This window comes from Myxococcus sp. SDU36 (assembly GCF_030168875.1).
GTDB classification, from domain to species: Bacteria; Myxococcota; Myxococcia; order Myxococcales; family Myxococcaceae; genus Myxococcus; species Myxococcus vastator.
On sequence record NZ_CP077414.1, the window covers coordinates 3,617,799 to 3,638,956 of the forward strand.

20 protein-coding genes are annotated in these 21,158 nt (G+C 69.1%); 12 read left to right on the top strand and 8 right to left on the bottom strand.

Annotation, left to right across the window (positions count from 1 at the left end):
* Positions 1 to 72 precede the first annotated feature (72 nt).
* The 4 genes from KGD87_RS14045 to rpoZ all read left to right on the top strand — a co-directional run bounded on the left by KGD87_RS14045 (position 73) and on the right by rpoZ (position 3,815).
* Positions 73 to 1,362, top strand: coding sequence for an AmpG family muropeptide MFS transporter (locus KGD87_RS14045; RefSeq protein ID WP_284667932.1), 1,290 nt, complete (start codon positions 73 to 75; stop codon positions 1,360 to 1,362).
* A gap of 105 nt (positions 1,363 to 1,467) precedes the next feature.
* A complete protein-coding gene (gene pgm, locus KGD87_RS14050) occupies positions 1,468 to 3,105 on the top strand; it encodes a phosphoglucomutase (alpha-D-glucose-1,6-bisphosphate-dependent) (RefSeq protein WP_284667933.1) in 1,638 nt (545 codons plus the stop codon).
* 5 nt (positions 3,106 to 3,110) lie between these two features.
* The gene (locus KGD87_RS14055; RefSeq protein WP_284667934.1) at positions 3,111 to 3,461 is read left to right on the top strand and encodes a DoxX family protein; all 351 of its coding nucleotides are present in this window, start codon (positions 3,111 to 3,113) and stop codon (positions 3,459 to 3,461) included.
* Positions 3,462 to 3,578: 117 nt separating this feature from the next.
* The gene (rpoZ, locus tag KGD87_RS14060; RefSeq protein WP_163780601.1) at positions 3,579 to 3,815 is read left to right on the top strand and encodes a DNA-directed RNA polymerase subunit omega; all 237 of its coding nucleotides are present in this window, start codon (positions 3,579 to 3,581) and stop codon (positions 3,813 to 3,815) included.
* A gap of 16 nt (positions 3,816 to 3,831) precedes the next feature.
* Here the strand turns inward: rpoZ and KGD87_RS14065 are convergent, their stop codons facing one another.
* The 3 genes from KGD87_RS14065 to KGD87_RS14075 are packed head-to-tail and all read right to left on the bottom strand — an operon-like array spanning position 3,832 to position 5,601.
* Positions 3,832 to 4,311, bottom strand: a complete 480-nt coding sequence (locus tag KGD87_RS14065; protein WP_284667936.1) for an NUDIX hydrolase — start codon at positions 4,309 to 4,311, stop codon at positions 3,832 to 3,834.
* A gap of 36 nt (positions 4,312 to 4,347) precedes the next feature.
* Entirely contained in the window at positions 4,348 to 4,989 is a 642-nt protein-coding gene (locus KGD87_RS14070; protein ID WP_284667937.1) for a hypothetical protein, read from the bottom strand.
* A 12-nt stretch (positions 4,990 to 5,001) separates the two neighbouring features.
* A complete protein-coding gene (locus KGD87_RS14075; RefSeq protein ID WP_284667938.1) occupies positions 5,002 to 5,601 on the bottom strand; it encodes a hypothetical protein in 600 nt (199 codons plus the stop codon).
* Between the two features lie 413 nt (positions 5,602 to 6,014).
* Here KGD87_RS14075 and groES point away from each other — a divergent pair, with 413 nt between their 5' ends.
* From groES to KGD87_RS14110, 7 genes are all read left to right on the top strand, one after another.
* Positions 6,015 to 6,305 (top strand): co-chaperone GroES, encoded by a 291-nt coding sequence (gene groES / locus KGD87_RS14080; RefSeq protein ID WP_284667939.1) that lies wholly within the window; start codon positions 6,015 to 6,017, stop codon positions 6,303 to 6,305.
* 39 nt (positions 6,306 to 6,344) lie between these two features.
* Entirely contained in the window at positions 6,345 to 8,003 is a 1,659-nt protein-coding gene (gene groL / locus KGD87_RS14085) for a chaperonin GroEL (RefSeq protein ID WP_284667940.1), read from the top strand.
* 151 nt (positions 8,004 to 8,154) lie between these two features.
* Positions 8,155 to 8,412 (top strand): glutaredoxin 3, encoded by a 258-nt coding sequence (gene grxC, locus KGD87_RS14090; RefSeq protein ID WP_176421260.1) that lies wholly within the window; start codon positions 8,155 to 8,157, stop codon positions 8,410 to 8,412.
* A gap of 97 nt (positions 8,413 to 8,509) precedes the next feature.
* Positions 8,510 to 8,914, top strand: coding sequence for a hypothetical protein (locus KGD87_RS14095; protein WP_284667941.1), 405 nt, complete (start codon positions 8,510 to 8,512; stop codon positions 8,912 to 8,914).
* Between the two features lie 87 nt (positions 8,915 to 9,001).
* Entirely contained in the window at positions 9,002 to 9,445 is a 444-nt protein-coding gene (locus KGD87_RS14100) for a hypothetical protein (protein WP_284667942.1), read from the top strand.
* Between the two features lie 71 nt (positions 9,446 to 9,516).
* Positions 9,517 to 10,896: an FHA and sigma-54 interaction domain-containing protein gene (locus KGD87_RS14105; protein WP_163783453.1), complete on the top strand. Its 1,380-nt coding sequence runs from the start codon at positions 9,517 to 9,519 to the stop codon at positions 10,894 to 10,896.
* A gap of 41 nt (positions 10,897 to 10,937) precedes the next feature.
* Complete coding sequence (locus tag KGD87_RS14110) at positions 10,938 to 12,131, top strand: hypothetical protein (RefSeq protein WP_284667943.1); 1,194 nt, start codon at positions 10,938 to 10,940, stop codon at positions 12,129 to 12,131.
* A gap of 95 nt (positions 12,132 to 12,226) precedes the next feature.
* Here the strand turns inward: KGD87_RS14110 and smc are convergent, their stop codons facing one another.
* The 4 genes from smc to KGD87_RS14130 all read right to left on the bottom strand — a co-directional run bounded on the left by smc (position 12,227) and on the right by KGD87_RS14130 (position 19,707).
* Positions 12,227 to 15,829 (bottom strand): chromosome segregation protein SMC, encoded by a 3,603-nt coding sequence (smc, locus tag KGD87_RS14115; protein WP_284667944.1) that lies wholly within the window; start codon positions 15,827 to 15,829, stop codon positions 12,227 to 12,229.
* Between the two features lie 330 nt (positions 15,830 to 16,159).
* The gene (locus tag KGD87_RS14120) at positions 16,160 to 17,389 is read right to left on the bottom strand and encodes an ATP-binding protein (protein ID WP_284667945.1); all 1,230 of its coding nucleotides are present in this window, start codon (positions 17,387 to 17,389) and stop codon (positions 16,160 to 16,162) included.
* Positions 17,390 to 17,502: 113 nt separating this feature from the next.
* Entirely contained in the window at positions 17,503 to 18,888 is a 1,386-nt protein-coding gene (locus KGD87_RS14125; RefSeq protein ID WP_284667946.1) for a hemolysin family protein, read from the bottom strand.
* Positions 18,889 to 18,891: 3 nt separating this feature from the next.
* The gene (locus tag KGD87_RS14130) at positions 18,892 to 19,707 is read right to left on the bottom strand and encodes a tetratricopeptide repeat protein (RefSeq protein ID WP_176421265.1); all 816 of its coding nucleotides are present in this window, start codon (positions 19,705 to 19,707) and stop codon (positions 18,892 to 18,894) included.
* A gap of 62 nt (positions 19,708 to 19,769) precedes the next feature.
* Here KGD87_RS14130 and KGD87_RS14135 point away from each other — a divergent pair, with 62 nt between their 5' ends.
* Positions 19,770 to 20,999, top strand: coding sequence for a CapA family protein (locus KGD87_RS14135; RefSeq protein ID WP_284667947.1), 1,230 nt, complete (start codon positions 19,770 to 19,772; stop codon positions 20,997 to 20,999).
* Here KGD87_RS14135 and KGD87_RS14140 read toward each other — a convergent pair.
* Positions 20,996 to 21,118, bottom strand: a complete 123-nt coding sequence (locus KGD87_RS14140) for a hypothetical protein (RefSeq protein ID WP_013941470.1) — start codon at positions 21,116 to 21,118, stop codon at positions 20,996 to 20,998. The two genes, KGD87_RS14135 and KGD87_RS14140, sit on opposite strands and share 4 nt — an antisense overlap.
* Positions 21,119 to 21,158: the final 40 nt, after the last annotated feature.

A 21,158-nucleotide genomic window follows, 5' to 3' on the forward strand; every position in this document is an offset into this window, starting at 1 on the left:
GACATTCCCGCGCATGAATGGTGACGCGCGGGGTGGATTCTCTATGCTGGCCGCTGTTCTCGCGCGCCCTCCATGTCCAAGCCCTCCATCCTCGAAGTTCTCAAGAGCCGGCGCATCTGGCTGCTCGTGGCCGTTGGTTTCGCCTCCGGCCTGCCCCTGTGGCTGACGGGCGTCACGCTGTCCGCGTGGATGAAGGACGAGGGCGTCAACTTGAAGACGATTGGCGTCTTCGGCCTCGTGAGCATGCCGTACACCTTCAAGGTGCTCTGGGCGCCGTTGATGGACCGCTACACCCTGCCCTTCCTGGGCCGGCGGCGCGGGTGGATGCTGGTGACGCAGGTGCTGCTCATGGGGGCCATTGCCGCCATGGGCCTGGTGAATCCCAAGGACGCGCCGGTGAGCATGGCCGCCATGGCGGTGCTGGTCACGTTCCTGTCCGCCAGCCAGGACATCGTCGCGGACGCGTGGCGCACGGACATCCTCCCCGTGGAGGAGCGCGGGCTCGGCAACTCCACGTACATCACCGGCTACCGCCTGGGCATGCTCACCGCGGGCGCCCTGGCCCTGACGCTGTCGGACCTCACCGGCTGGTCCCAGACGTACTTCATCATGGGCCTGCTGATGGCCGTGGGCGTGGTGGCCACGCTCCTGGCCCCGGAGCCCCAGGGCTCGAAGCCGCCGCGCAATTTGACGGACGCGGTGGTGAAGCCCTTCGTGGAGTACTTCACGCGCAAGGGCGCCGTCGCCGTCATCCTCTTCCTGGTGCTCTACAAGCTGGGAGACGCCATCGCCGCCGGCATGGTGACGCCCTTCTACAAGGAGCTGGGCTTCTCCAATACGGAGATTGGCGCGCTCAGCAAGGGCCTGGGCATGGTGTCCACCATCGCGGGTGGCCTGCTGGCCGGCGTGGTGATGGTGAAGCTGGGCACGCGGCGCAGCCTCTTCATCTTCGGCGCGGCGCAGGCCCTCACCAACCTGATGTTCATGGGGCTGGCGCTGGTGGGGAAGAACGACCTGATGCTGGCGGCCACCATCGCCGTGGACAACCTCTGCGGCGGTCTGGCGGTGACGGCCTTCGCCGCCTACCTGATGTCGCTGTGCCACAAGAGCTTCAGCGCCACGCAGTACGCGCTCCTGTCCGCGCTGGGCACGGTGGCCAACCGCCTCATCTCCGCCTCCTCCGGCTACCTGGCCGAGTGGCTCGGCTGGCCCACCTTCTTCGCCGGCACCGTGCTGCTCGCCGTGCCCGCGCTGGTGCTGCTCGCGTTCCTCCCGGAGAACGCCGCCGCCCCGGCCGACGAGGCCCCGGAGCCCGAGCCCCAGGGCGGGGCCTCGTCCAGCGCGGTGGCCGCGGCCCGCTGAATCACCGCCTGAAGCCCAGGGCCGGCACGGCCCGGGTGTAACGCGGTGCACGCTCGCCAGAATCGCCGCGCCTTCCTCCGGGCGGCATGGCTATGTTCCGCGGCCATGGCACACCCGCTCGCTGGCAAGCCCCCACCGGAAGACCTCCTCATCGACCCCGAGAAGCTGCGCGCCGCGTACTTCTCCGGCCGGCCCGACGTGGGCGTGGCGGAGCAGCGCGTCGCCTTCGGCACCTCCGGGCACCGTGGCTCTTCCGCGCGAAACAGCTTCAACGAAGGCCACATCGTCGCGGTGACGCAGGCCCTCTGTGAGTACCGTCAGCAGCAGGGCATCGACGGGCCGCTCTTCCTGGGCATGGACACCCACGCCCTCTCCGCCCCCGCGCAGCAGACGGCGCTGGAGGTGCTGGCGGCGAACGGCGTGCAGGTGCGCTTCACGGACGGCGCCACGCCCACGCCCGTCATCTCCCACGCCATCCTCACGTACAACCGCGGCCGCGCGGCGGGGCTCGCGGACGGCATCGTCATCACCCCGTCCCACAACCCGCCGGAAGACGGTGGCATCAAGTACAACCCGCCCAACGGCGGCCCCGCGGACACGAACGTCACCTCCGTCATCGAGAAGCGCGCCAACGCGCTGCTGGGCGCGGGCAACGCGGGCGTGCAGCGCATCCCTTTCGAGCGCGCGCGCGCCGCGCCCACGGTGAAGCCGTATGACTTCATCACCCCGTACGTGGAGGACCTGGGCAGCGTCATCGACATGGAGGCCCTGCGCGGCGCGAAGCTGCGCATCGGCGCGGACCCGCTGGGCGGCTCCAACGTCGCGTACTGGGAGCCCATCGCCGCGCGCTACGGGCTGAACCTGCACGTGGTGAACCCCACGGTGGACCCGACGTTCCGGTTCATGCCGCTGGACCACGACGGGAAGATTCGCATGGACTGCTCGTCCCCGTATGCCATGGCGAACCTGGTGCGGCTCAAGGACGCGTATGACATCGCGTTCGGCAACGACGCGGACTCGGACCGGCACGGCATCGTCACCCGCAGCCTGGGGCTGATGAACCCGAACCACTACCTGGCGGTCGCCATCGACTACCTCTATCGCAACCGGCCCGGCTGGAAGCCCGGCACCGCGGTGGGCAAGACGCTGGTGAGCAGCGGCCTCATCGACCGCGTGGCGAAGGACCTGGGCCGCCGCGTCGTCGAGGTGCCGGTGGGCTTCAAGTGGTTCGTGGACGGGCTGCTGGACGGCTCGCTCGGCTTCGGCGGCGAGGAGAGCGCCGGCGCGTCCTTCCTCCGCGAGGACGGCACGGTGTGGACCACGGACAAGGACGGCATCCTCCTGGACCTGCTGGCGGTGGAGATCCTCGCGCGCACCGGGAAGGACCCTGGCGAGCACTATCAGGCCCTGGCGGCGAAGTTCGGCGCGCCGCACTACACGCGCATCGACCAGCCGGCCACCGCCGCGCAGAAGGCCGCGCTGAAGAAGCTGTCCCCGGAGGCGGTGAAGGCCACCACGCTGGCCGGTGAGCCCATCCTCCAGCGCCTCACGCGCGCGCCCGGAAACAACGCGGACATCGGCGGGCTCAAGGTGGTGGCGGAGAACGGCTGGTTCGCCGCGCGGCCCTCCGGCACCGAGGACGTCTACAAAATCTACGCGGAGAGCTTCCGAGACGAAGCCCACCTCCAAGCCATCCTCCAGGAGGCGCGCGCCATCGTCGGCGAGGCGTTCGCGTCCACTTGAGCGGCGTGAAGCTCGTCCTTCAGTACGTGCTCGCCCTGCTGATGGTGGGCGCGGGGCTGAACCACTTCCGCAACCCGCGCATGTACCAGCGCATCATGCCCCCGTACCTGCCGTTTCACGGGCCGCTGGTGTTCTGGAGCGGCGTGGCGGAGGTGCTGCTGGGCGTGGGCCTGGTCATCCCCCAGACGAGCCGGCTGGCCGCCTGGGGCCTCATCGCCCTGTTCATCGTTGTCTTTCCGGCCAACCTCCACATGGTGCGGCACCCGGAGCGGTTCCGGAAAATCCCCCGGGCCCTGCTCTGGCTGCGGCTGCCCCTGCAGGCGGTCCTCATCCTCTGGGCCTGGTGGTACACCTGAGCCGAAAGCGCCTGTCCGCCCGGCCGCCCTCCCGTGCGTCCTTCCTTGACTCGCCGGGGGGGTGCTCTTTAGGTTGAGAGGCTTCCAGTAGCTCCACCGAAATCCGAAGGACGTTCCATGGCTCGCGTTACCGTCGAAGACTGCCTCCCCCTCGTCGACAACCGGTTCGCGCTGGTGCTGCTCGGCGCCAAGCGCGCGCGGCAGCTGATGGCGGGTGCCCGCCCCATCCTTGATCAGTCCAAGAACAAGCCCCCTGTGCTGTCCCTGCGCGAGGTGGCCACCGGCCGCGTGAAGTTCGACCGTGACGTGCGCGAGGCGCTGTCCGGCAAGTACCAGGGCGACGAGCCCAAGTAAGTCCCCGCGGCTTCCTTCAGCCCCCTTCCTTCCCGGCAACGCTCGCCGGGGAGGGGGCTTCGGGGAGCAGGCCCTGGGAGCGCAACCAGCGCACCGCCCGCGAGGCAACGGCCTTCTCTCCCTTGTAGCCCAGCAGCGGCACCAGTTGGACCACCGGCACCCAGCGCACCTCGTCCACCTCGATGCGCGGCCCCGGCAGCGGCCCCAGCTCTCCCTCCTGATAGCGGAACAGGAAGAAGTGGACGCGCTTGAAGATGCGCTGTCCGCGGAACTGGTACACGTAGCGAATCTCGCCCAGCGGGGCCATGAGCGACACGGACAGCCCCGTCTCCTCACGCACCTCGCGGCTCGCCGTCTGCTCCGGCGACTCACCTGGGTCCACGTGCCCCTTGGGGAGCGCCCACAAGGCGCGGCCATGGGGACGGATGACGGCCACCTCCCAGTGGCCGGCGCTCTCCCGGATGACGACACCGCCTGCGGACGCCTCGCGTGGCATACCCGCCCACCCTACCCGATGCGGACGGAAAGGTGCTCACCCGCCATGCGCGAAATGGCGAAGCTTGGCCTCCGCCCCAAGCCGGTAGGCGTAGCGCAAGTCTCCGAGGAGCCGGTCCAGCCGCCGGGCGGCGACGTGTCCCATCAGCCGCGCGCAGAAGCGGCGTGACAGCCGGTTCGCCTCCTCGTAGCGCCACCGCTCCTGGGCGGAGAGCTGCTTGCGGTAGGACACCCGATCGAAGAGGCGCTGGAGCAGCTCCTGAGACCAGGCCCCCACGCCTTCACCCCACCGGTGCAGCAGGCACACCGCGAACTTGTCCACCTCCGCCTGCGCCTCCAGCTCCAGCAGCGACACCCTCCGCCCGTGGGCCGCCGTGTGGGCCACGTAGAGGAAGTGGCTCACGCCTTCGGCCAGCTGGCAGTAGCCAGCCAAATCACTGTCCAGCACGTAGCCCAGCGGACCGGATTCGTAGGGCTTGAGCCTGTCAAGCAGCGCCGGTGACAGGTAGAGGGCCAGCTCCAGCGCGTCGCCGGCCTCGTGCACCAGCAGCTCCTCGTCGGCGCGGCCGGTGCCTCCCAGCCGGGCGGCGGCCTCCGTGTCCACCACGAAGACCTCCGCCCTCGCCTCGCACGTGAAGCCGTAGATGGCCTCCAGGTGGTCCTGAACGCGGCCAATCATCCACACCTCCGGCTAGTTGGCGAGCTGTCCCTTGGGCCGCGGCATCATCCCCGCGTCGAGCAGCACGCGCTCCAGCCGGTCACTTCCGGTGCGAACCCACGCCTCATAGACTTTCAGCGCGCCGCTGGGGCCGGCCTGCACCATGCCCCGCGCGGAGATCTCCTCCAGCACCTCCACCACCGCGCGGAACTTCTCACACAGCTCCCGGTACACCTGCGCGAAGGCCGCCGCCGGCGTCAGCTCCGCCACGTGGCCGTACGCCGTCCCCCCCATCTGGATGTAGTAGTCCGGCCCCACCACGCCGCTCTGCAGCGCGCCGGAGAAGAAGCCGGCGGTGTACAGCGACACGTCGCCCAGCCGGCGCAGGGTGCGGATGCGCTCGGCGCGCTCCTGCTGCAAGGCCTGGTGGTAGAGGATGGCCAGGGGCTCGTGGTCCTTGCGCCCGTCTTCCTCGCGGGTGAACAGATTGTCGGTGACGGCGAACTCGGACAGCAGGTTCACCAGGTAGAACTCCGTCACCTCCGCCAGCTCTACCCGCTGCCGCCCCGTGACCTCGCCCAGAAGAGACTTGAAGAACTCCTTCAGAGACAGGGACGCCACCAGTCCACTCATTGACACCTCCCGTCATTCCCCGGGCGGACGTCGCCCGGAGGAGACCTGGGAAGGGTACCAATCAGGCGCGGGCGCTGCAAAACCACCCCCCAGTGATTCCGGGCACTTGCGTTAGCACTCGGGGCGCGCGAGTGCCAATCCAGGCCCCCATGCCCCCCGACCGGGCATGGCTCCGCCCGGGCAGGGTGTCATGGGAAAAACCCAGGAATGCCGCGCAGTTGGCACGTGCGGGGAAGGTGGACTGGCGTCGCTTGACGGGTCGACTTCGCTGGTTATTATCCGCCGCGCCTGGGCGTTAGCACTCATGAGGTCCGAGTGCTAACCCCATGGGTCGCGAGGCCCTTTTTCAACCCCCAAGCAGCTTTCGGTCGCCACCGGAAACGGCGCCGGAAGCGACATGTAAGGAGCAGGCCATGAAGATTCGTCCCCTGCAGGATCGGCTCATCGTCAAGCGCGTCGCCGAGGAGAACAAGACCAAGGGTGGCCTCTTCATCCCCGACACGGCGAAGGAGAAGCCCCTGGAGGGCAAGGTCGTCGCCGTGGGTAACGGCAAGGTGCTGGAGGACGGCAAGGTCCGTCCGCTGGACATCAAGGCCGGCGACACCATCCTGTTCAGCAAGTACGCGGGCACCGAGATCAAGCTCGACGGCGAGGAGCACCTCATCCTCCGTGAAGAGGATGTGCTCGGCGTCATCGAGAAGTAATCCGGCTCCCCCCACTTTTTCCTTCAAGGAACCATCCAAATGGCGAAGGACATTCTTTTCGACGTGCGCGCGCGTGAGGCCATCCTCCGCGGCGTCAACATCCTGGCCGATGCGGTCAAGGTCACCCTGGGCCCCAAGGGCCGCAACGTCGTCATCGAGAAGAGCTTCGGCTCCCCGACCATCACCAAGGACGGTGTGACGGTCGCCAAGGAGATCGAGCTCGAGAACAAGTTCGAGAACATGGGCGCGCAGATGGTCAAGGAGGTCGCCTCCAAGACGTCTGACGTCGCCGGTGACGGCACCACCACGGCCACCGTGCTGGCGCAGGCCATCTTCCGCGAGGGCGCGAAGCTGGTCGCCGCGGGCCACAACCCGATGGAGATCAAGCGCGGCATCGACAAGGCCGTGGCCACCGTCGTCGCCGAGCTGAAGAAGCAGGCCAAGCCGACCAAGGACAAGAAGGAGATTGCCCAGGTCGGTACCATCTCCGCCAACGGTGATGAGACCATCGGCACCATCATCGCGGACGCGATGGAGAAGGTCGGCAAGGAAGGCGTCATCACCGTCGAAGAGGCCAAGGGCCTGGAGACGACGCTGGACGTGGTCGAAGGCATGCAGTTCGACCGCGGCTACCTGTCCCCGTACTTCGTGACGGACCCGGAGCGCATGGAGGCGGCGCTCAACGACGCGCTCATCCTCATCAACGAGAAGAAGATCTCCTCGATGAAGGACCTCCTGCCCATCCTGGAGCAGGTCGCCCGCGCCGGTAAGCCCCTGCTCATCATCGCCGAGGACATCGAGGGCGAGGCCCTGGCCACCCTGGTGGTCAACAAGATCCGCGGCGTGCTGAACGTGTGCGCGGTGAAGGCGCCGGGCTTCGGTGACCGCCGCAAGGCCATGCTCGAGGACATCGCCACCCTGACGGGCGGCAAGATGATCGCCGAGGACCTGGGCATCAAGCTGGACACCATCACCCTCCAGGACCTGGGCCGCGCGAAGCGCCTCACGGTGGACAAGGACAACACCACCATCGTCGACGGCGCTGGCAGCCAGCAGGAGATCGAAGCGCGCGTGAAGCAGATCCGCGCCCAGATTGAGGAGACCTCCAGCGACTACGACCGCGAGAAGCTCCAGGAGCGCCTGGCGAAGCTCGTGGGCGGCGTGGCCGTCATCAACGTCGGCGCGGCCACCGAGACGGAGATGAAGGAGAAGAAGGCCCGCGTGGAGGACGCGCTCAACGCGACCCGCGCGGCCGTGGAAGAGGGCGTCGTCCCTGGCGGCGGCGTGGCCTACATCCGCTGCCTCAAGGCGCTGGAAGGCCTGCAGCTGTCCGGCGGTGAGAAGTTTGGCGTGGACATCATCCGCCGCGCGCTCGAGGAGCCCCTCCGCCAGATCGTCGGCAACGGCGGCCTGGAGGGCAGCGTGGTGGTGAACAAGGTCAAGGAGTCCTCCGGTCCGGTCGGCTTCAACGCCGCCACGGGCACCTACGAGGACCTGCTGGCCGCCGGCGTCATCGACCCGGCCAAGGTCAGCCGCACCGCGCTGCAGAACGCGGCGTCCGTGTCCTCGATGATGCTCACCACCGAGGCCATGGTGGCGGAGCGTCCGAAGGAGGAGAAGGACCTCCCCGCCGGCGGTGGCATGGGCGGGATGGGTGGCATGGGCGGCATGGGCGGCATGGGCGGCATGGGCATGTAGTCCGCCCCTCGCCCCGGCCTCCGTCCGGGGTGACGTCCTGAACGCGGCCTCCGGCTCCCTCCTGGGGAACCGGGGGCCGTCGTCTTTGCGGGCCGGGTGGCGGCACGCCTTCCCGGCCCTTAATTTGGTGGATACGAAGGAGGAGACACCCGTGAAGCCCGTGAAGATTTTTACGACCACCTACTGTGGCTACTGCGTTCGCGCCAAGGACCTGCTCAAGCGCAAGGGCGTGGAGTTCGAAGAGGTGGACGTCACCGGAGACGACGACCTGCGCGCCAAACTCGTGGAGATGAGCGGCGGCCAGCGCACCGTGCCGCAAATCTTCATTGGCGACACGCACGTCGGCGGCTACTCGGACTTGTCCCGCTTGGACACCGAGGGCCGCCTGGAGCCGATGCTCCAGGCCTGAGCACCCCAGGCAGGCGGCCAGCCGCCCCCGCCAAGGCGCCTGGCCCACCGTGCATAGCTTTCTCCCCGTGGCACTTCACTCATCCACGGGAGGCGGCATGGCAGGCGAAGAGCGGCAGACGGGGACCCGGGACGAGCAGTACAACCTCATCAGCGTCCTGTATCACCTGCTCAAGGGTGCCTCGACCAGTGAGGCGTACATCCGGGATGCCGAGGAAAACGGCGACCCGGAGCTCGCCCAGTTCTTCCGCGACTGGCAGGAGGAGCAGCGGAACCTCGCCGAGCGGGCCAAGAATTTGCTTGGCGCCCGCATGGCGGGCGTCTCCAGGGCGGGCACCGGCCGCAAGCGCGCGGCCCAAGGGGGCAAGCGCGCCGCGGCCTCGGAGGAGAAGCAACCCACCAACGCGAGCGTTGCCTCGGGCGGCAATGACACGACGCGTGACGCCGTGGACGAGGAGCTGCTGGAGACCTTCCCCGCCAGCGACCCGCCGGCCCGCTACTGAGAGCCAATCCAAATTCCTGCGTCCTTCCGCGAGGGAGTGACGCAGGATTCTGGATTCTGGCCGAACGTTCGTCTTGTATGGGGGGTCGTGAAACACACCGTCCCCTTCCACTGCCCGCGCCTGGCGCAGGCCGGTGACGCGGCCCGCTTCTTCGGCCCCACCGAGCGCCGCCCCTCGGCGGAGCAACGCCTCCAGTCCGGTGAACGTGAACTGATTGACACCGAGAGCTGCGCGGTGGGCCAGCGCGCCACCGAGGTGGTGAGGTACGTGGGCCGAGTGGAAGTCCTCAACCCCGCCACGCACGCGGTGGTGCCGGAGGTCTTCGGGGAGGCCACCGTGAATCCCTACGCAGACATCCTCGAGGAAAGCGCGGACCCGGCGCCCGAGCTGACGCGCCGGATGGAGGCGCTCACGCTCGACGGACGCCCCGCCCTTCCCCAGCCCCTTGCCCGCGCACGGCTGGCGCTCGTGCCAGTCGAAGCGCGCGTTCAACAACCCTCAGGCAGGATTGTTCCACTCGTACTGCCTTGAGTTTTCCCGATGTGAAGAGCCTCGCGTCGGGCTTGCCCGCCCATGCGACTCGCACCTAAAGAGGACCCGATATGGATAGGCCCGAGGTCACCCAGACCACTCAGACGGAGCAAGAAGGCCGCACCACCCGCATCCCCATCCCTGAATGGACGGTGGAGGTGGTTGCCGGACCTGACAAGGGCAAGAAGGTGAAGACGCAGGACGGGCTGGTCCGCGTGGGCTCCGACGGCGCCTGTGATTTGGTGCTCACGGACGCCACGGTGAGCCGCCGCCACCTGGAGGTGGAGCGCACCTCGCGCGGGTTGATGCTGCGCGACACCGGCAGCCGCAACGGCACCTTCCTGGACGGCCGGCAGGTGGTGCAGGCCTACCTGACCAGCGGCGACAAGGTGGAGCTGGGCAAGACGAAGCTCTCCGTGAAGGTCGCCCCGCGCCCCACCGAGGTGGAGGTGGCGGGGGCGGAGTCCTTCGGCGCGCTGGTGGGCGCCTCGGAGAAGATGCGCTGGGTCTTCACGGAGCTGCGCCGCATCGCCCGCGAGGACATGAGCCTGCTCGTGGAGGGTGAGACAGGCACTGGCAAGGAGCTGGCGGCGCGCGCGGTGCACCAGCACTCGGCGCGGCGCCACGGCCCCTTCAAGGTCGTGGACTGCAACCTCATCTCCGAGGAGAAGGCCGAGCGCGAGCTCTTCGGCGGCCTGCGCGCGGGGGACGGCGAGGACCGCGAGGCGCGGGGCGTCTTCGAGGCGGCCCGGGGCGGCACCCTCTTCATGGACGAGGTGGGCGAGCTGCCGCTGCCCGTGCAGGGCAAGCTGCTGCGCGTGCTGGAGACGCGCGAGGTGCCGTCGCTGGACGGCCAGCCGGTGGCGGTGGACGTGCGCGTCATCGCCTCCACCCACCGGAACCTGGAAGAGGACGTGCGCCAGGGCCGCTTCCGCGCGGACCTGTACTTCCGGCTCGCGGTGGCGCGCGTGCGCCTGCCGCCCCTGCGCACCCGCCGGGATGATTTGCCCGCGCTGGCCCAGGCCCTGGCCCAGACGCTGCGCGCCAGCATCACCCTCACGCCCCAGACGCTGGCCCTCTTCGAGGGCTATGAGTGGCCGGGCAACGTGCGCGAGCTGCGCAACGTGCTGGAGCGCGGCGCCCTCATGGAGGAGACGGGCAACAGCAGCTGGCTGGACTTCCTCGCCCAGCCCTCGCGGCGCGCCGAGGGCCAGGCCCCCACCACCCAGGTGGCCACGCTGGTGGGCACCCTGCCCTACCACGAGGCCAAGGACAGGGTGCTGGCCGACTTCGAGCGCCTGTACTTCGCCGAGGTCATGAAGACCGTGGGCTTCGATATGAAGGCCGCGGAGCAGCGCACCGGGCTCTCCATGCAGAGCCTCTATCGCCTACTGAAAAAGAACGGGCTTCGGCTCAAGGACCTCAAGAACGCCGAGGGCCTGGAGAAGTAAAGAAGTCCGCACGCAGATCCACCCCTAGGGAGAACAACCGCATGTTGCGTCGCGTCGCCGTAGCCTCCGTCGTCTTCACCGCCGCTTGCGCCGGCCAGCAGAAGCCCGCGGCCCAGGCCGGACAGCCCATGCCGACCGAGGAGCGTGTCCGCATCACCAACCAGCCCCCGTTCGACCTGGTGAACTGCTTCCCGCGCGAAATCCAGCTCCCGGAGCAGGCGAGCCAGGGCGTCGTGCTGGGCGCGCTGCTCACCACGCGCCCCCAGGTGATGGAGTGCCTGGTGGACCCGAAGCACCGGGGCGCGGAGAAGACCACCACGGTGGAGGTCAAGACGAGCGTCACGGAGCAGGGCGCCTCGCACGCCGTCACCGGGACGAACCTCACCCCCGAAGGCCAGGCCTGCATCCAGAAGGTGGTGGACAGCCAGGTGAAGCTGTCCGCGCTGCCCAAGGGCGCGCAGCCGGTGGAGGCGGCCATCCCCTTCGAGCACACCACCAGCGGCCTCAACTCCGTCACCTTCAACATCAACGAAGGCTCGGACTTCACCGGCGCGGTGCGCCTGGCGCAGCAGGGCTGGTGTGAGTGCTACGCCAACTTCAAGGAGCAGGTCCCGCCGCCGCTGACGGCGAAAATCAAGCTGCTGAAGGCCAACCCCACCCCGGCCGAGGTGACGTTCGCGCCCTCCGGCAACACCGAGGCGGACCAACTGGCCGCCTGCCTCCAGCCGAAGCTCGCCGCGCTGCCGGCGAAGCTGTCCTCCGACGAGCTGAGCTTCTCCTACCGCTTCGTCCACTTCGACTCGGCCGCGCCGGACGCCGCTTCGGCCGCCCTGCCGCCCGAGCTGCGCTTCCTCCAACTGGACCTCAACCGCACCCAGCGCGCGGCGGACTCGGCCATCGCCGACGGCGCCCGCACCCCGGCGGCCCTGGCCTACGCCGAAGTCGTGGACCGCTACCAGAAGACGAAGAACTGGCGCCTGTTCGACGAGATGTCCAGCAAGTGCGACGCGCTGGTGAAGGCGGACGCGGGCGTCATCGAGTCCATCAAGGCCCGTCAGGCCACGGACCAGGCCGCGCTGGCGCTGGCCACGGAGATGGCGGCGAAGGACGCGGAGAACTGGGGTGACGTCGTCACCGCCACCCAGAAGAACGTCGACGAGTCCATGAAGGAGCTGGCCGACGCGGAGAAGATGGCCGCGCAGGACAAGGGCGCCTGCCCGAAGAAGAAGTTCTAGGCGTCCCCCGCCCCACGGCGGAAAAACACGAAGGCGCGGGAGCCCGGAAGCCGGGGCCCGCGCCTTCTGTGTTTCCAAGGGGCCCCGGGACGGGTCTACGCCGCCGTCACCTTGTCGTCGTTGGCCGCGCCCGCCTCGCGCATGCGCACGCTGACGAGCTTGGAGATGCCCGGCTCCTCCATGGTGACGCCATAGAGGGTGTTGGAGACTTCCATGGTCCGCTTGTTGTGGGTGATGAGGATGAACTGCGACTGCTTGCTCATCTCCTTCACCATGTCGTTGTAGCGGCCCACGTTGCCCTCATCCAACGGCGCGTCGACCTCGTCGAGGAGGCAGAAGGGCGTCGGCTTGATGAGGAAGATGCCGAAGATGAGGCCCACGGCGGTGAGGGCCTTCTCGCCACCGGACAGCAGGTTGACGCTCTGCAGCTTCTTGCCGGGCGGCTGGGCGACGATTTCCACGCCCGGCTCCCCGCCCGGCCCCTCGTTGGTGAGGATGAGGCTGGCCCGGCCGCCGCCGAACAGGCGCGGGAAGATGGCCTGGAACTTCTCGTTCACCACGTCGAAGGTCTGCTTGAAGCGCTCGCGGCTGGTGGCGTCGATGCGCTGGATGGCCTCCTTCAGCTGCTCGATGGAGGACTGCAGGTCCTTCTTCTGCGCGGTGAGGAAGTCGTAGCGCTTGGACAGCTCCGCGTGCTCGTCGATGGCGGTGAGGTTGATCTCCCCCATCTTCTCCACCTGCGCGCGCAGGTCCTTCAGCTCCGCCTCCGTCTCCGGCGCCAGCGCGGCCAGCAGGTGGTACTTGTGCAGCTCGTTCGCCAGCTCCACCTGGTGCCGCTCGCGGATGCCCGCCGCCAGGTGCTCCAGCTCCAGGGCGATTTCGCGCTCGCGCAGCGAGATTTGCGACAGGCCCTGCATCAGCTCGTCCACGCGGCCGCGCAGCTCGCGGAACATCGCGTCCTGCTCACGCACCTCCGCGGAGGCCGTGGTGTGCGCCGCGCGGCGCGCCTCCAGCCCCTCCGCGGCGAGCCGGTGCTCCTCGGCGCGCTGCGACAGGCCGCCCTCGGTGTCCGTCGTGCGCCGCGCCAGCTCCTCCACGCGCGCCCCACCCTCCACCACCGTGGCCTGGAGCCGGGTGATGCGCGTCTCCATGTCCTGGCGCTGGGAGACGAGGCTGTCCAGCTCCTTGCGGGCCGACTCGCCACGCTCGCTGCCGGCGGCCACCTTGATGCGCAGGCCCGTCAGCTCGCCGTTGGCCGTCTCCGCGCGCAGGCGCAGCGACTCCTGTTCGGCCACCAGCTGCTTCACCCGCTCCTCGCGGCCCTCGCGGTCCGCCTGGCCGTGCGCCACCTCGCCGCGGCTCATCTCCTCTTCGTGCTCCAGGGCCTGATGGCTCTGGGCGAGCTGCCCCTCCTCCACCTCCAGGGCGCGGACCCGCTCGCGCACGCGGGCCAGGTCCTCGCCCGCCTTGTGCAGGTCCTTCTCCTGGCTGGCGAGGTTCAGCTCCTCGGCGTGCTGATTCTTGGCCAGCCCCTTGAGGACGCCCTCCGCGTGCCCCATCTGCTTCTGGAGCGTGTAGTGCCGGGTGAGAATCTCGTTGTAGCGCTCCTCCACGCGGGCCACCTCGGTGGCCAGCTCGGCGATTTCGCGCTTCTTCTGGAGCGCGCCCACCGCCGCGCCCTCGCTCTCACCGCCGACGATGGTGCCGTCCGGGCGGAACACCTCGCCCTCCGCCGTCACCAGCGTGCACGCCGGGCCGCCCGACTGGGTCCACGCGCGCGCCGTGGCCACGTCCTGGACGATGACGACGTCCCCCAGCAGCAGTTGGACGAGCGGCGCCAGCGCCTCCTCGCACGTCACCTCGCGCAGGGCATGCGCGAGCACGCCGGGCTGGCTGAAGTCCGGCTCCAGCGGGGCCGGCAGCGCGTCCAGCGCGGGCACCGGGAGGAAGCTGCCCCGGCCCTCGGCGTGGCCCTTGAGGTAGTCCACCAGCTCCACGCCCTTGTCGCGGCTCTCCACGATGACGTGCTGGAGCCGCTCACCCAGGGCGGCCTCCACCGCGCGCTCGTAGCGCGGGGTGACGGTGAGGACGTCCGCCACCAGGCCGAAGATGCCCTGCTCGCGCGCCTGCACCCCGGCGCGCGTCATGACGGCGCGCACGCCGCGGTCGAAGCCGTCGTAGTTCTTCTGGATGTCTTCCAGCGTGGAGAGGCGGCTGCGCTTGTCGCTCAGCTCCTCTCGCAGCGCGATGACCTCGATTTCGTTCTCCGTGAAGGCCGCGCGGGTGCGGGTGAGCGCGTCCTCCTCCTGGCCCTTGCGCTCGGCCAGCTCCGCGGCGAGGTGCCGGGTGTCCTCCACCCGCTTCACCACGTCGCCCCGGACGCTCTCCAGCGTCTGCTCCTGGGCGCGCAGGGCGTCCAGCTCGCCCTGGAGCTTCGCGCGGCGGGCGCCCAGGTCCCCCCGCTGGCGGGCGAGGTTGACCAGGTTGCTCTCGTGGTTGGCCAGGCGCGTGGCCACGGCCACCAGGCCGGCGCGCTCCTGCTCCAGGCGCAGCGCGACCTCCGTCTGGAGCTGGGACACGCGGCGCAGCTCCTCCTGCGCCACCTGCATCGCGACCTCGTCCTCCTTCCACGAGCCGGCGATGCCCGACAGCTCCGCCTCGCGGGCGGCCATGGCCTCGGACATCTCCGCCTTGCGCGCCAGGAGCCCGTCCAGCTCCACCTGGGCGGCGGCCACGCGGGCCCGCGTCTCCTCCAGGTCGCGCTTGCCGTAGGTCATCTCCTGCGTGTCGCGCTGCAGGGAGCTCTCCAGCGTGTGCACCTCCGCGGCCAGCGCCTGGAGCGCGGCGGTCTCCGCCTCCAGCTCCGCGCGGCGGCGCGTAATCGTCTCCTCCAGCTCCTTCACCCGGTCCAGGCTCTCCCGTTCCTCGGAGCCCAGGTTCTCCAGCCGCGACTGGAGCATCTTCTTCTCCGCCATCAGCTCCAGCTGGCGGTGGGTGGCCGCGTGCAGGTCGATGTCCCGCATGCGCGCCTTGAGCTTCTTGTACTTCTCCGCCTTCTTCGACTGGCGCGACAGCGCGTCGAGCCGCTTCTCCAGCTCGTTGGTGATGTCGGTGACGCGCAGCAGGTTGGCGTCGGTCGCCTCCATCTTGCGCTCGGCGGCCTTGCGGCGGGCCTTGTACTTGGTGACGCCCGCGGCCTCCTCCAGCAGGTGGCGCCGGTCCTCCGGCTTGCTGGACACGATGAGGCCCACGCGGCCCTGCTCGATGATGGAGTACGCCTTGGTTCCCACGCCGGTGCCGAGGAACAGCTCGGTGATGTCCAGCAGCCGGCAGAGCGTCTTGTTGATGAGGTACTCGGAGTCGCCGTTGCGGAACAGGCGCCGCGTCACCGTGACTTCGGAGAAGCCCTGGTACTGGGGCGCGAGCTGGTCCGTGTCATCCACGAGGAACGTGAGCGACACCTCCGCCATGGACAGCGGCGGCTTGTTCTCCGAGCCGTTGAAGATGACGTCCTCCATGCCGCGGCCACGGAGGTTCTTCGCGCTCTGCTCACCCATCACCCAGCGGATGGCGTCCACGACGTTGGACTTGCCGCAGCCGTTGGGCCCGACGATGCCCGTCACGCCTTCGTCGAACGTGAAGACGCTCCGTTCCATGAAGGACTTGAAGCCGGTGATGTCCAACCGCTTGATTCGCATGCCAGCGGGCTCCTAGAGCGGGCTCGGTACGAGGATAAAAGCGCGCGCGAGGCCGAAAAATCGGCCTCGGAGCGTCCAGCAGAAAGGAGTACCAGCCACCTCCCAGGCGATCAAGCGTGGCCATGCCACGCATCGCCATACGTTCGGTTGCCTGGTCTGCGACAGAGCAGACGTGCCCTGTAGCGTCCTATCGCACGACGTAGAAGCATCACCTCGTGGGACGTACCACCCCGGTCTGACACGTCCGCCCCCGACCCGCGCCGGCAGGGTGCGTGAGGCGGCAAGCCGACGCCCGCGCATTCGACTCGGAGTGCGCCTGGGCCCGGGGCATCAGCCTCCGAGTGCGTAGTTCTCCAGCAGCTCGAGCGTGCTCCGAACCGCGGGCTGCGCATGGAGGATGAAGATGGGTGTCTTCCGCGCCCAGGCCAACCGAAGCGCCTCATAGAGCAGGGCGTGTGCGTAGCTCTGCGTACAGGTCGAAATCCCCACGAAGTCGAGCGCCACGGGCTGCCGCTTCACCAGCCTTGGCAGCAGCTGCTCCTCCGCGAAGCGTTGCGCCGCTCGCGCATCCTCGACGCCCGTCGAGCGGACCACGAACTTCAAGGCGCCCTCCGGAGGCGCCTCGAACGACAGCCACTTGTGGATGGCCCGCCGGGGCGTGCGCTCGGCGGCCCGCTCGCGGATGGTCTCGATCATGCCGTCGTAGTCTTGCGCCGCTTCCGCCGGCATCTCGAAGGCCACGAGCGTTCCTGGATATCCCACACCGCTCAGGAGCTGCTGGATGCCGTGAGGGTTCTCGAAATCCTCATCCCCCTGGAGCATGAGCGTCGCCCCTCGGGTGGCGATGACCAACCTGCCCCCCACCAGCTTGGTCATCTCCGAGATGAAGAAGAGCCCCATTCCCGCGTTCTGGGCACTCCCCGTCTCGCCTTCATCGAAGGCGCTCGAGATGTGCGGCCACAGCGACTTCTCCAGCGCCGTCCTCGCATCCGCCAGGCGGTGCCGGCTCTGGAGGCTCGCGGGAATCCCCAGGCCCGCGTCCGCGACCGCCACCTGGACCATGGGCTGCGTCGCGTTGCGCCCTCCCCGGTTGAGCTGCGCGCCGACGATGCCCCCCAGCGGGTCCAGGCTGTGCTGGACAACGTTCCTCAGGAGCTCGTTCAGGACATAGTAGAGCGTCCGGCGCGTGTCCTCGAAGCGAGGCTCTGGAACCAGCAAGCGCGAGATTTCGTCTGAAGGCGGCTCGGTCGCGGAGTGGCGCTGGATGCGCGCAAGCTTGACGGTGCGGCCCTGTTCGCCTGGAGCCGTCCCCTGCGCACCAGTCCCCGACAAGACGCCCTCGAAGCCGACGGCTCGCGCGAACCCGCACGACCTGGAGTTCGAGTCGAGCGACACCCTCAGCGGCGCGCCGCCATCCATCCGGGCGAGGGCCGAGATCGCCACGAGCCCCCACATTTCGATGGGGTCGATAGAGCCCAGCACCACCCCCACCGGGTCGTTCTCCAACCAACGCAGCAGCGGCGTGGGCTCGCTCAGCTCAATCCCGGATGGTGCGGCCACCGGCGTCATCTGTCCCTCGCGTCGTCACCCATGGGGCCTCGTCCCCGCTCGACTGGCACCCGCACCCGCGCCCCGTGGGCCTGCCGTCGAGCCAGTCATTCCAGGTTTCGCACCTAAACGGACTCACCGGACGTGCCCGGAGGCACCTCACCGGAGCCGTCCGACGCGGCGCGCCCGGGCGCCGTCCGCGACTGCGGCTCCACGGTGACGCGCACCACGCGCGGCCCTTCCACGTCGTCCACGACGATGCGCCACATGTCGAGCCGCAGCGTGTCCCCCTTCACGGGAACCCGGCCCAGCCGCGTCATGAGGTAACCGGCGATGGTCGTCACCTCGCCCTCTTCGTCCTCGTCCAGGTCGAAGTTGACGTCCAGCCGCTCCTCCAAATCATCGAGCTGCGCGGTGCCCGGCAGCTCGAAGCGGCCCCCAGGCAGCGCGCGGACCTCGTCCATGCGGCGGCCCAGCTCGGCGACGTCGCCCACCACCTCCGCCACCACGTCGGCGATCGTCACCAGCCCCGACGTGCCGCCGTGCTCGTCCACCACCAGCGCCGTCTGCCGGCGCCGCCGTCGGAACTCCGCCAGCAGCTGCTCCAGCGTGGCGCCCTCCGGGATGAACAGCACCGGCCGCTGCACCTGCGCCAGGCTGTGCAGCTCGCCCCGGGACAGCAGGAAGAACAGGTCCTTGGCGTTCACCACGCCCTCGACCTCATCGAGGTTGCCCCTGCACACCGGCAGCCACGTGTGGCCCGCCGCGCGCGCATCCGCGATGCACTTCTCCAGCGGCTCTTCCACATCCAGGAACTTCACCTGGTTGCGCGGCACCATCACCTGCCGCGCCGTCTTCTGCGCCATCTCCAGCGCGCGCTCCAGCAGCTCCGCGCGCGCCGTGGTAATCGCGCCCGCCTGCGCCGAGCTGTGCAGGATGACCAGCAGCTCGTCCTCGCTGTGCGCCTCGTGCGCCCCCCCCACCGACTGGAGGCCGAAGACGCGCAGCACCCACGCCGCCAGCCCGTTGAGCAGGACGATGGCCGGGTAGAACAGGACGTAGAACACCCGCATGGGCAGCGCCACCGCGAGCGTCGTGTCCTCCGGCCGCTGGATGGCCAGGCTCTTGGGCGCCAGCTCGCCGAGCACGATGTGCAGGAAGGTGATGATGCTGAAGCCAATCACCACCGCCGCGGAGTGGGCCAACGTGGTGGAGGCGCCCTCCGGCACCAACGGCACCAGCACCGGCTCCAACAAGCGCGCGAAGGCCGGCTCACCCAGCCAGCCCAGGCCCAGGGAAGCCAGGGTGATGCCGAACTGCGTGGCGGAGAGGTACGCGTCCAGCTTCTCCACCATCTTCATGGCCGCGGCCGCGCCCGGCGCGCCTTCGTCCACCAGCGCCTGGAGCCGCGTGGCGCGGATCTTCACGATGGCGAACTCGGTCGCCACGAAGAAGCCGTTGGCGAATACGAGGAGGATCGCCAGCCCCAGGAACAACCATTCGTTGCCCATGGCTCAGAACAAGGCTTCGAAGTCCGGGTCACCCTTGAGGGCGTCGAACATGGGGTCGGTGGACAGCCACCCCATCACCTTCGGCCGGTCCGCGGTGAGCGACTTCTGCAGGTACTGCACGGCGTCCTTGGGACGCCCCCACAGCGCGAACAGTGCGGACAGGTTGTAGTTGAGCAGCAGGTCTTCCGGGTTGAGCGCCCGCGCCCGCTCATAGGCGCGCTCCGCCTCCGCGTAGAAGCCCTTCTGCGCGTAGCAGATGCCCAAATCCAGCTGCGCCTCGAAGTTGTCCGGCTCCAGGCGCACCACGTCCTTCAGCTGGGTGATGGCGGAGCGGTAGTCGCCCTCGTCCATCATCAGCGCGGCCAGCTCATGACGGGGGAAGGCGTCCTGGGAGTCCAGTTCGATGGCCGTCTGGAGCTCGCGCATCGCCTCCTCCACGCGGCCCTGGTCCGCGTAGGTGAGGCCCAGGTTGAGGTGGGCGTCCGGATACTCCGGATCCAACTCGATGGCTTCCTTGTACTCCTCCACCGCCATCTCCCCCGCGTGGGTGGAGAGGAAGCAGGCCAGGTTGTAGTGCGCCGTGGCGCTCTCCGGCTCCAGCTTCAGGGCGGTGAGGTACTCCGACAGCGCCTCGCGGAAGAGCTTCTTCTCCGCGTAGACGGTCGCCAGGTTGTCGTGGGCGTGCGCGGAGCTCGGGTCGAGGTCAATGGCCTTCTTGAACTCCTTGATGGCCTCGTCGAGCCAACCCCGGTCCGCCAGCTCGATTCCCCGAGTGTTGTGCTCGTCGGAGAGAGCGATGTTGTCCTTTTCGCGGGCCATGAGCGCGCGGGCAATCTACGCGCCGCGCTCCAAGTGGTGCAAGGTAGAGTTTCCCCCCGCCCATGCGCCACGTCGCCCTGCTGCTGCTCCTGTTGTCCGCCTGTCACCCCCGCGCCGTCCCTCCGCCGGAGCGCCTGCCCCCCGAGGAGCCGGCCCGACAGCCCCCCGCCACCGAGGAGGCCGCCCTGGCCCCCGCCCCCTCCACGGAGGCACCGGTGGCCGCGCCCCAGGCCCGCGCCGTGTCCATCATCGTGGGCGGCGACGTGACGCTGGGCCACAACTACCAGACACACCACGACGCGGAGAGCGCCAGGGGCCGCCCCCAGGACGCCCTGCTGGCCTACGGGTTCCAGGAGGTGAAGTCCCTGACGGACGCCGCCGACCTGTTCGTCGTCAACCTGGAGTGCCCCTTCACCGAGCGCGGCGAGAAGCTGCCCAAGAACTTCAACTTCCGCGCGAAGCCGGAGCTGGTGGGCATCCTCACCGCCGGCGGCGTGGACGTGGTGAGCCTGGCCAACAACCACCTGATGGACTACGGCGCCCAGGGCCTGCTCGACACGTTGGACACCCTGGACGCGGCGCACATCCCCTACTTCGGCGCGGGCCGGAACCTGGCGGAGGCCCGGCGCCCCGCAATCATCACCGTGGGCGGCCAGCGGGTGGCGCTGCTGGGCTACTTCTTCCTGGGCACGCGCAACATCGAACCGCCCGGAGTCTTCGCCACGGAGACGACCCCTGGGGTCGCCGGCCACTTCTCCGACGAGGCCGTCATGGCGCGGATGCTCCGGGAGGACATCGCCGCGGCCCGGGCCCACGCGGACCTCGTCCTGCCCTACTTCCACTGGGGGCGCGAGGGCACCTACACCCCGGAGCCCTACCAGGTCCGGCTGGCCCACGCCGCCATCGACGCGGGCGCCGCGGGTGTGTTGGGCGCCCACCCTCACGTCCTCCAGGCCATGGAGCTGTACCAGGGCAGACCGGTCGTCTACTCGCTGGGGAACTTCGTCTTCGGGGGAAACTGGAACCCTCGCGACAAGCGCGGCGCCTTGTGGAAGGGCCACTTCGGGCCCGACGGCGGCTACCTGTCCAGCGAGATTCTGCCCTTGAGGACCGACCGCTTCCCGGAGCTGCCCTTCCAGCCGGTGCCCGTCACGGGCGAGGCGGCGGAGGCGGTGCTGCGGCTCCTGGCGGAGTCTTCAGAAGGCGTGGAGCGGATGCTGCCCGAACTGGAGCCGTGGGCCCGTCCGCCTCCCTCCCCCGAACTCCGAGGGAGGGAGTCGCCAACGCACTAGACCTTGTTGTTGGACTGGCCCTTCTTGGCGCGGCTGCGGCGGCGCTTCAGCTGGGCCTTCCGGCCCTTGGCACGGTTGGCGACCTTCTTCTTGGAACGATTTCCCTTCTGGGCGGGCATGTGGAAGGACTCCGTGTAGGTGATGTGAAACCGACCGCTG

Coding starts and splice junctions, on each gene's coding strand:
- KGD87_RS14045 (WP_284667932.1), top strand. CDS start 73: ATGTCCAAGCCCTCCATCCTCGAAGTTCTCAAGAGCCGGCGCATCTGG.
- pgm (WP_284667933.1), top strand. CDS start 1,468: ATGGCACACCCGCTCGCTGGCAAGCCCCCACCGGAAGACCTCCTCATC.
- rpoZ (WP_163780601.1), top strand. CDS start 3,579: ATGGCTCGCGTTACCGTCGAAGACTGCCTCCCCCTCGTCGACAACCGG.
- KGD87_RS14065 (WP_284667936.1), bottom strand. CDS start 4,311: ATGCCACGCGAGGCGTCCGCAGGCGGTGTCGTCATCCGGGAGAGCGCC.
- KGD87_RS14070 (WP_284667937.1), bottom strand. CDS start 4,989: ATGATTGGCCGCGTTCAGGACCACCTGGAGGCCATCTACGGCTTCACG.
- KGD87_RS14075 (WP_284667938.1), bottom strand. CDS start 5,601: ATGAGTGGACTGGTGGCGTCCCTGTCTCTGAAGGAGTTCTTCAAGTCT.
- groES (WP_284667939.1), top strand. CDS start 6,015: ATGAAGATTCGTCCCCTGCAGGATCGGCTCATCGTCAAGCGCGTCGCC.
- groL (WP_284667940.1), top strand. CDS start 6,345: ATGGCGAAGGACATTCTTTTCGACGTGCGCGCGCGTGAGGCCATCCTC.
- KGD87_RS14095 (WP_284667941.1), top strand. CDS start 8,510: ATGGCAGGCGAAGAGCGGCAGACGGGGACCCGGGACGAGCAGTACAAC.
- KGD87_RS14105 (WP_163783453.1), top strand. CDS start 9,517: ATGGATAGGCCCGAGGTCACCCAGACCACTCAGACGGAGCAAGAAGGC.
- KGD87_RS14110 (WP_284667943.1), top strand. CDS start 10,938: ATGTTGCGTCGCGTCGCCGTAGCCTCCGTCGTCTTCACCGCCGCTTGC.
- smc (WP_284667944.1), bottom strand. CDS start 15,829: ATGCGAATCAAGCGGTTGGACATCACCGGCTTCAAGTCCTTCATGGAA.
- KGD87_RS14125 (WP_284667946.1), bottom strand. CDS start 18,888: ATGGGCAACGAATGGTTGTTCCTGGGGCTGGCGATCCTCCTCGTATTC.
- KGD87_RS14130 (WP_176421265.1), bottom strand. CDS start 19,707: ATGGCCCGCGAAAAGGACAACATCGCTCTCTCCGACGAGCACAACACT.
- KGD87_RS14135 (WP_284667947.1), top strand. CDS start 19,770: ATGCGCCACGTCGCCCTGCTGCTGCTCCTGTTGTCCGCCTGTCACCCC.
- KGD87_RS14140 (WP_013941470.1), bottom strand. CDS start 21,118: ATGCCCGCCCAGAAGGGAAATCGTTCCAAGAAGAAGGTCGCCAACCGT.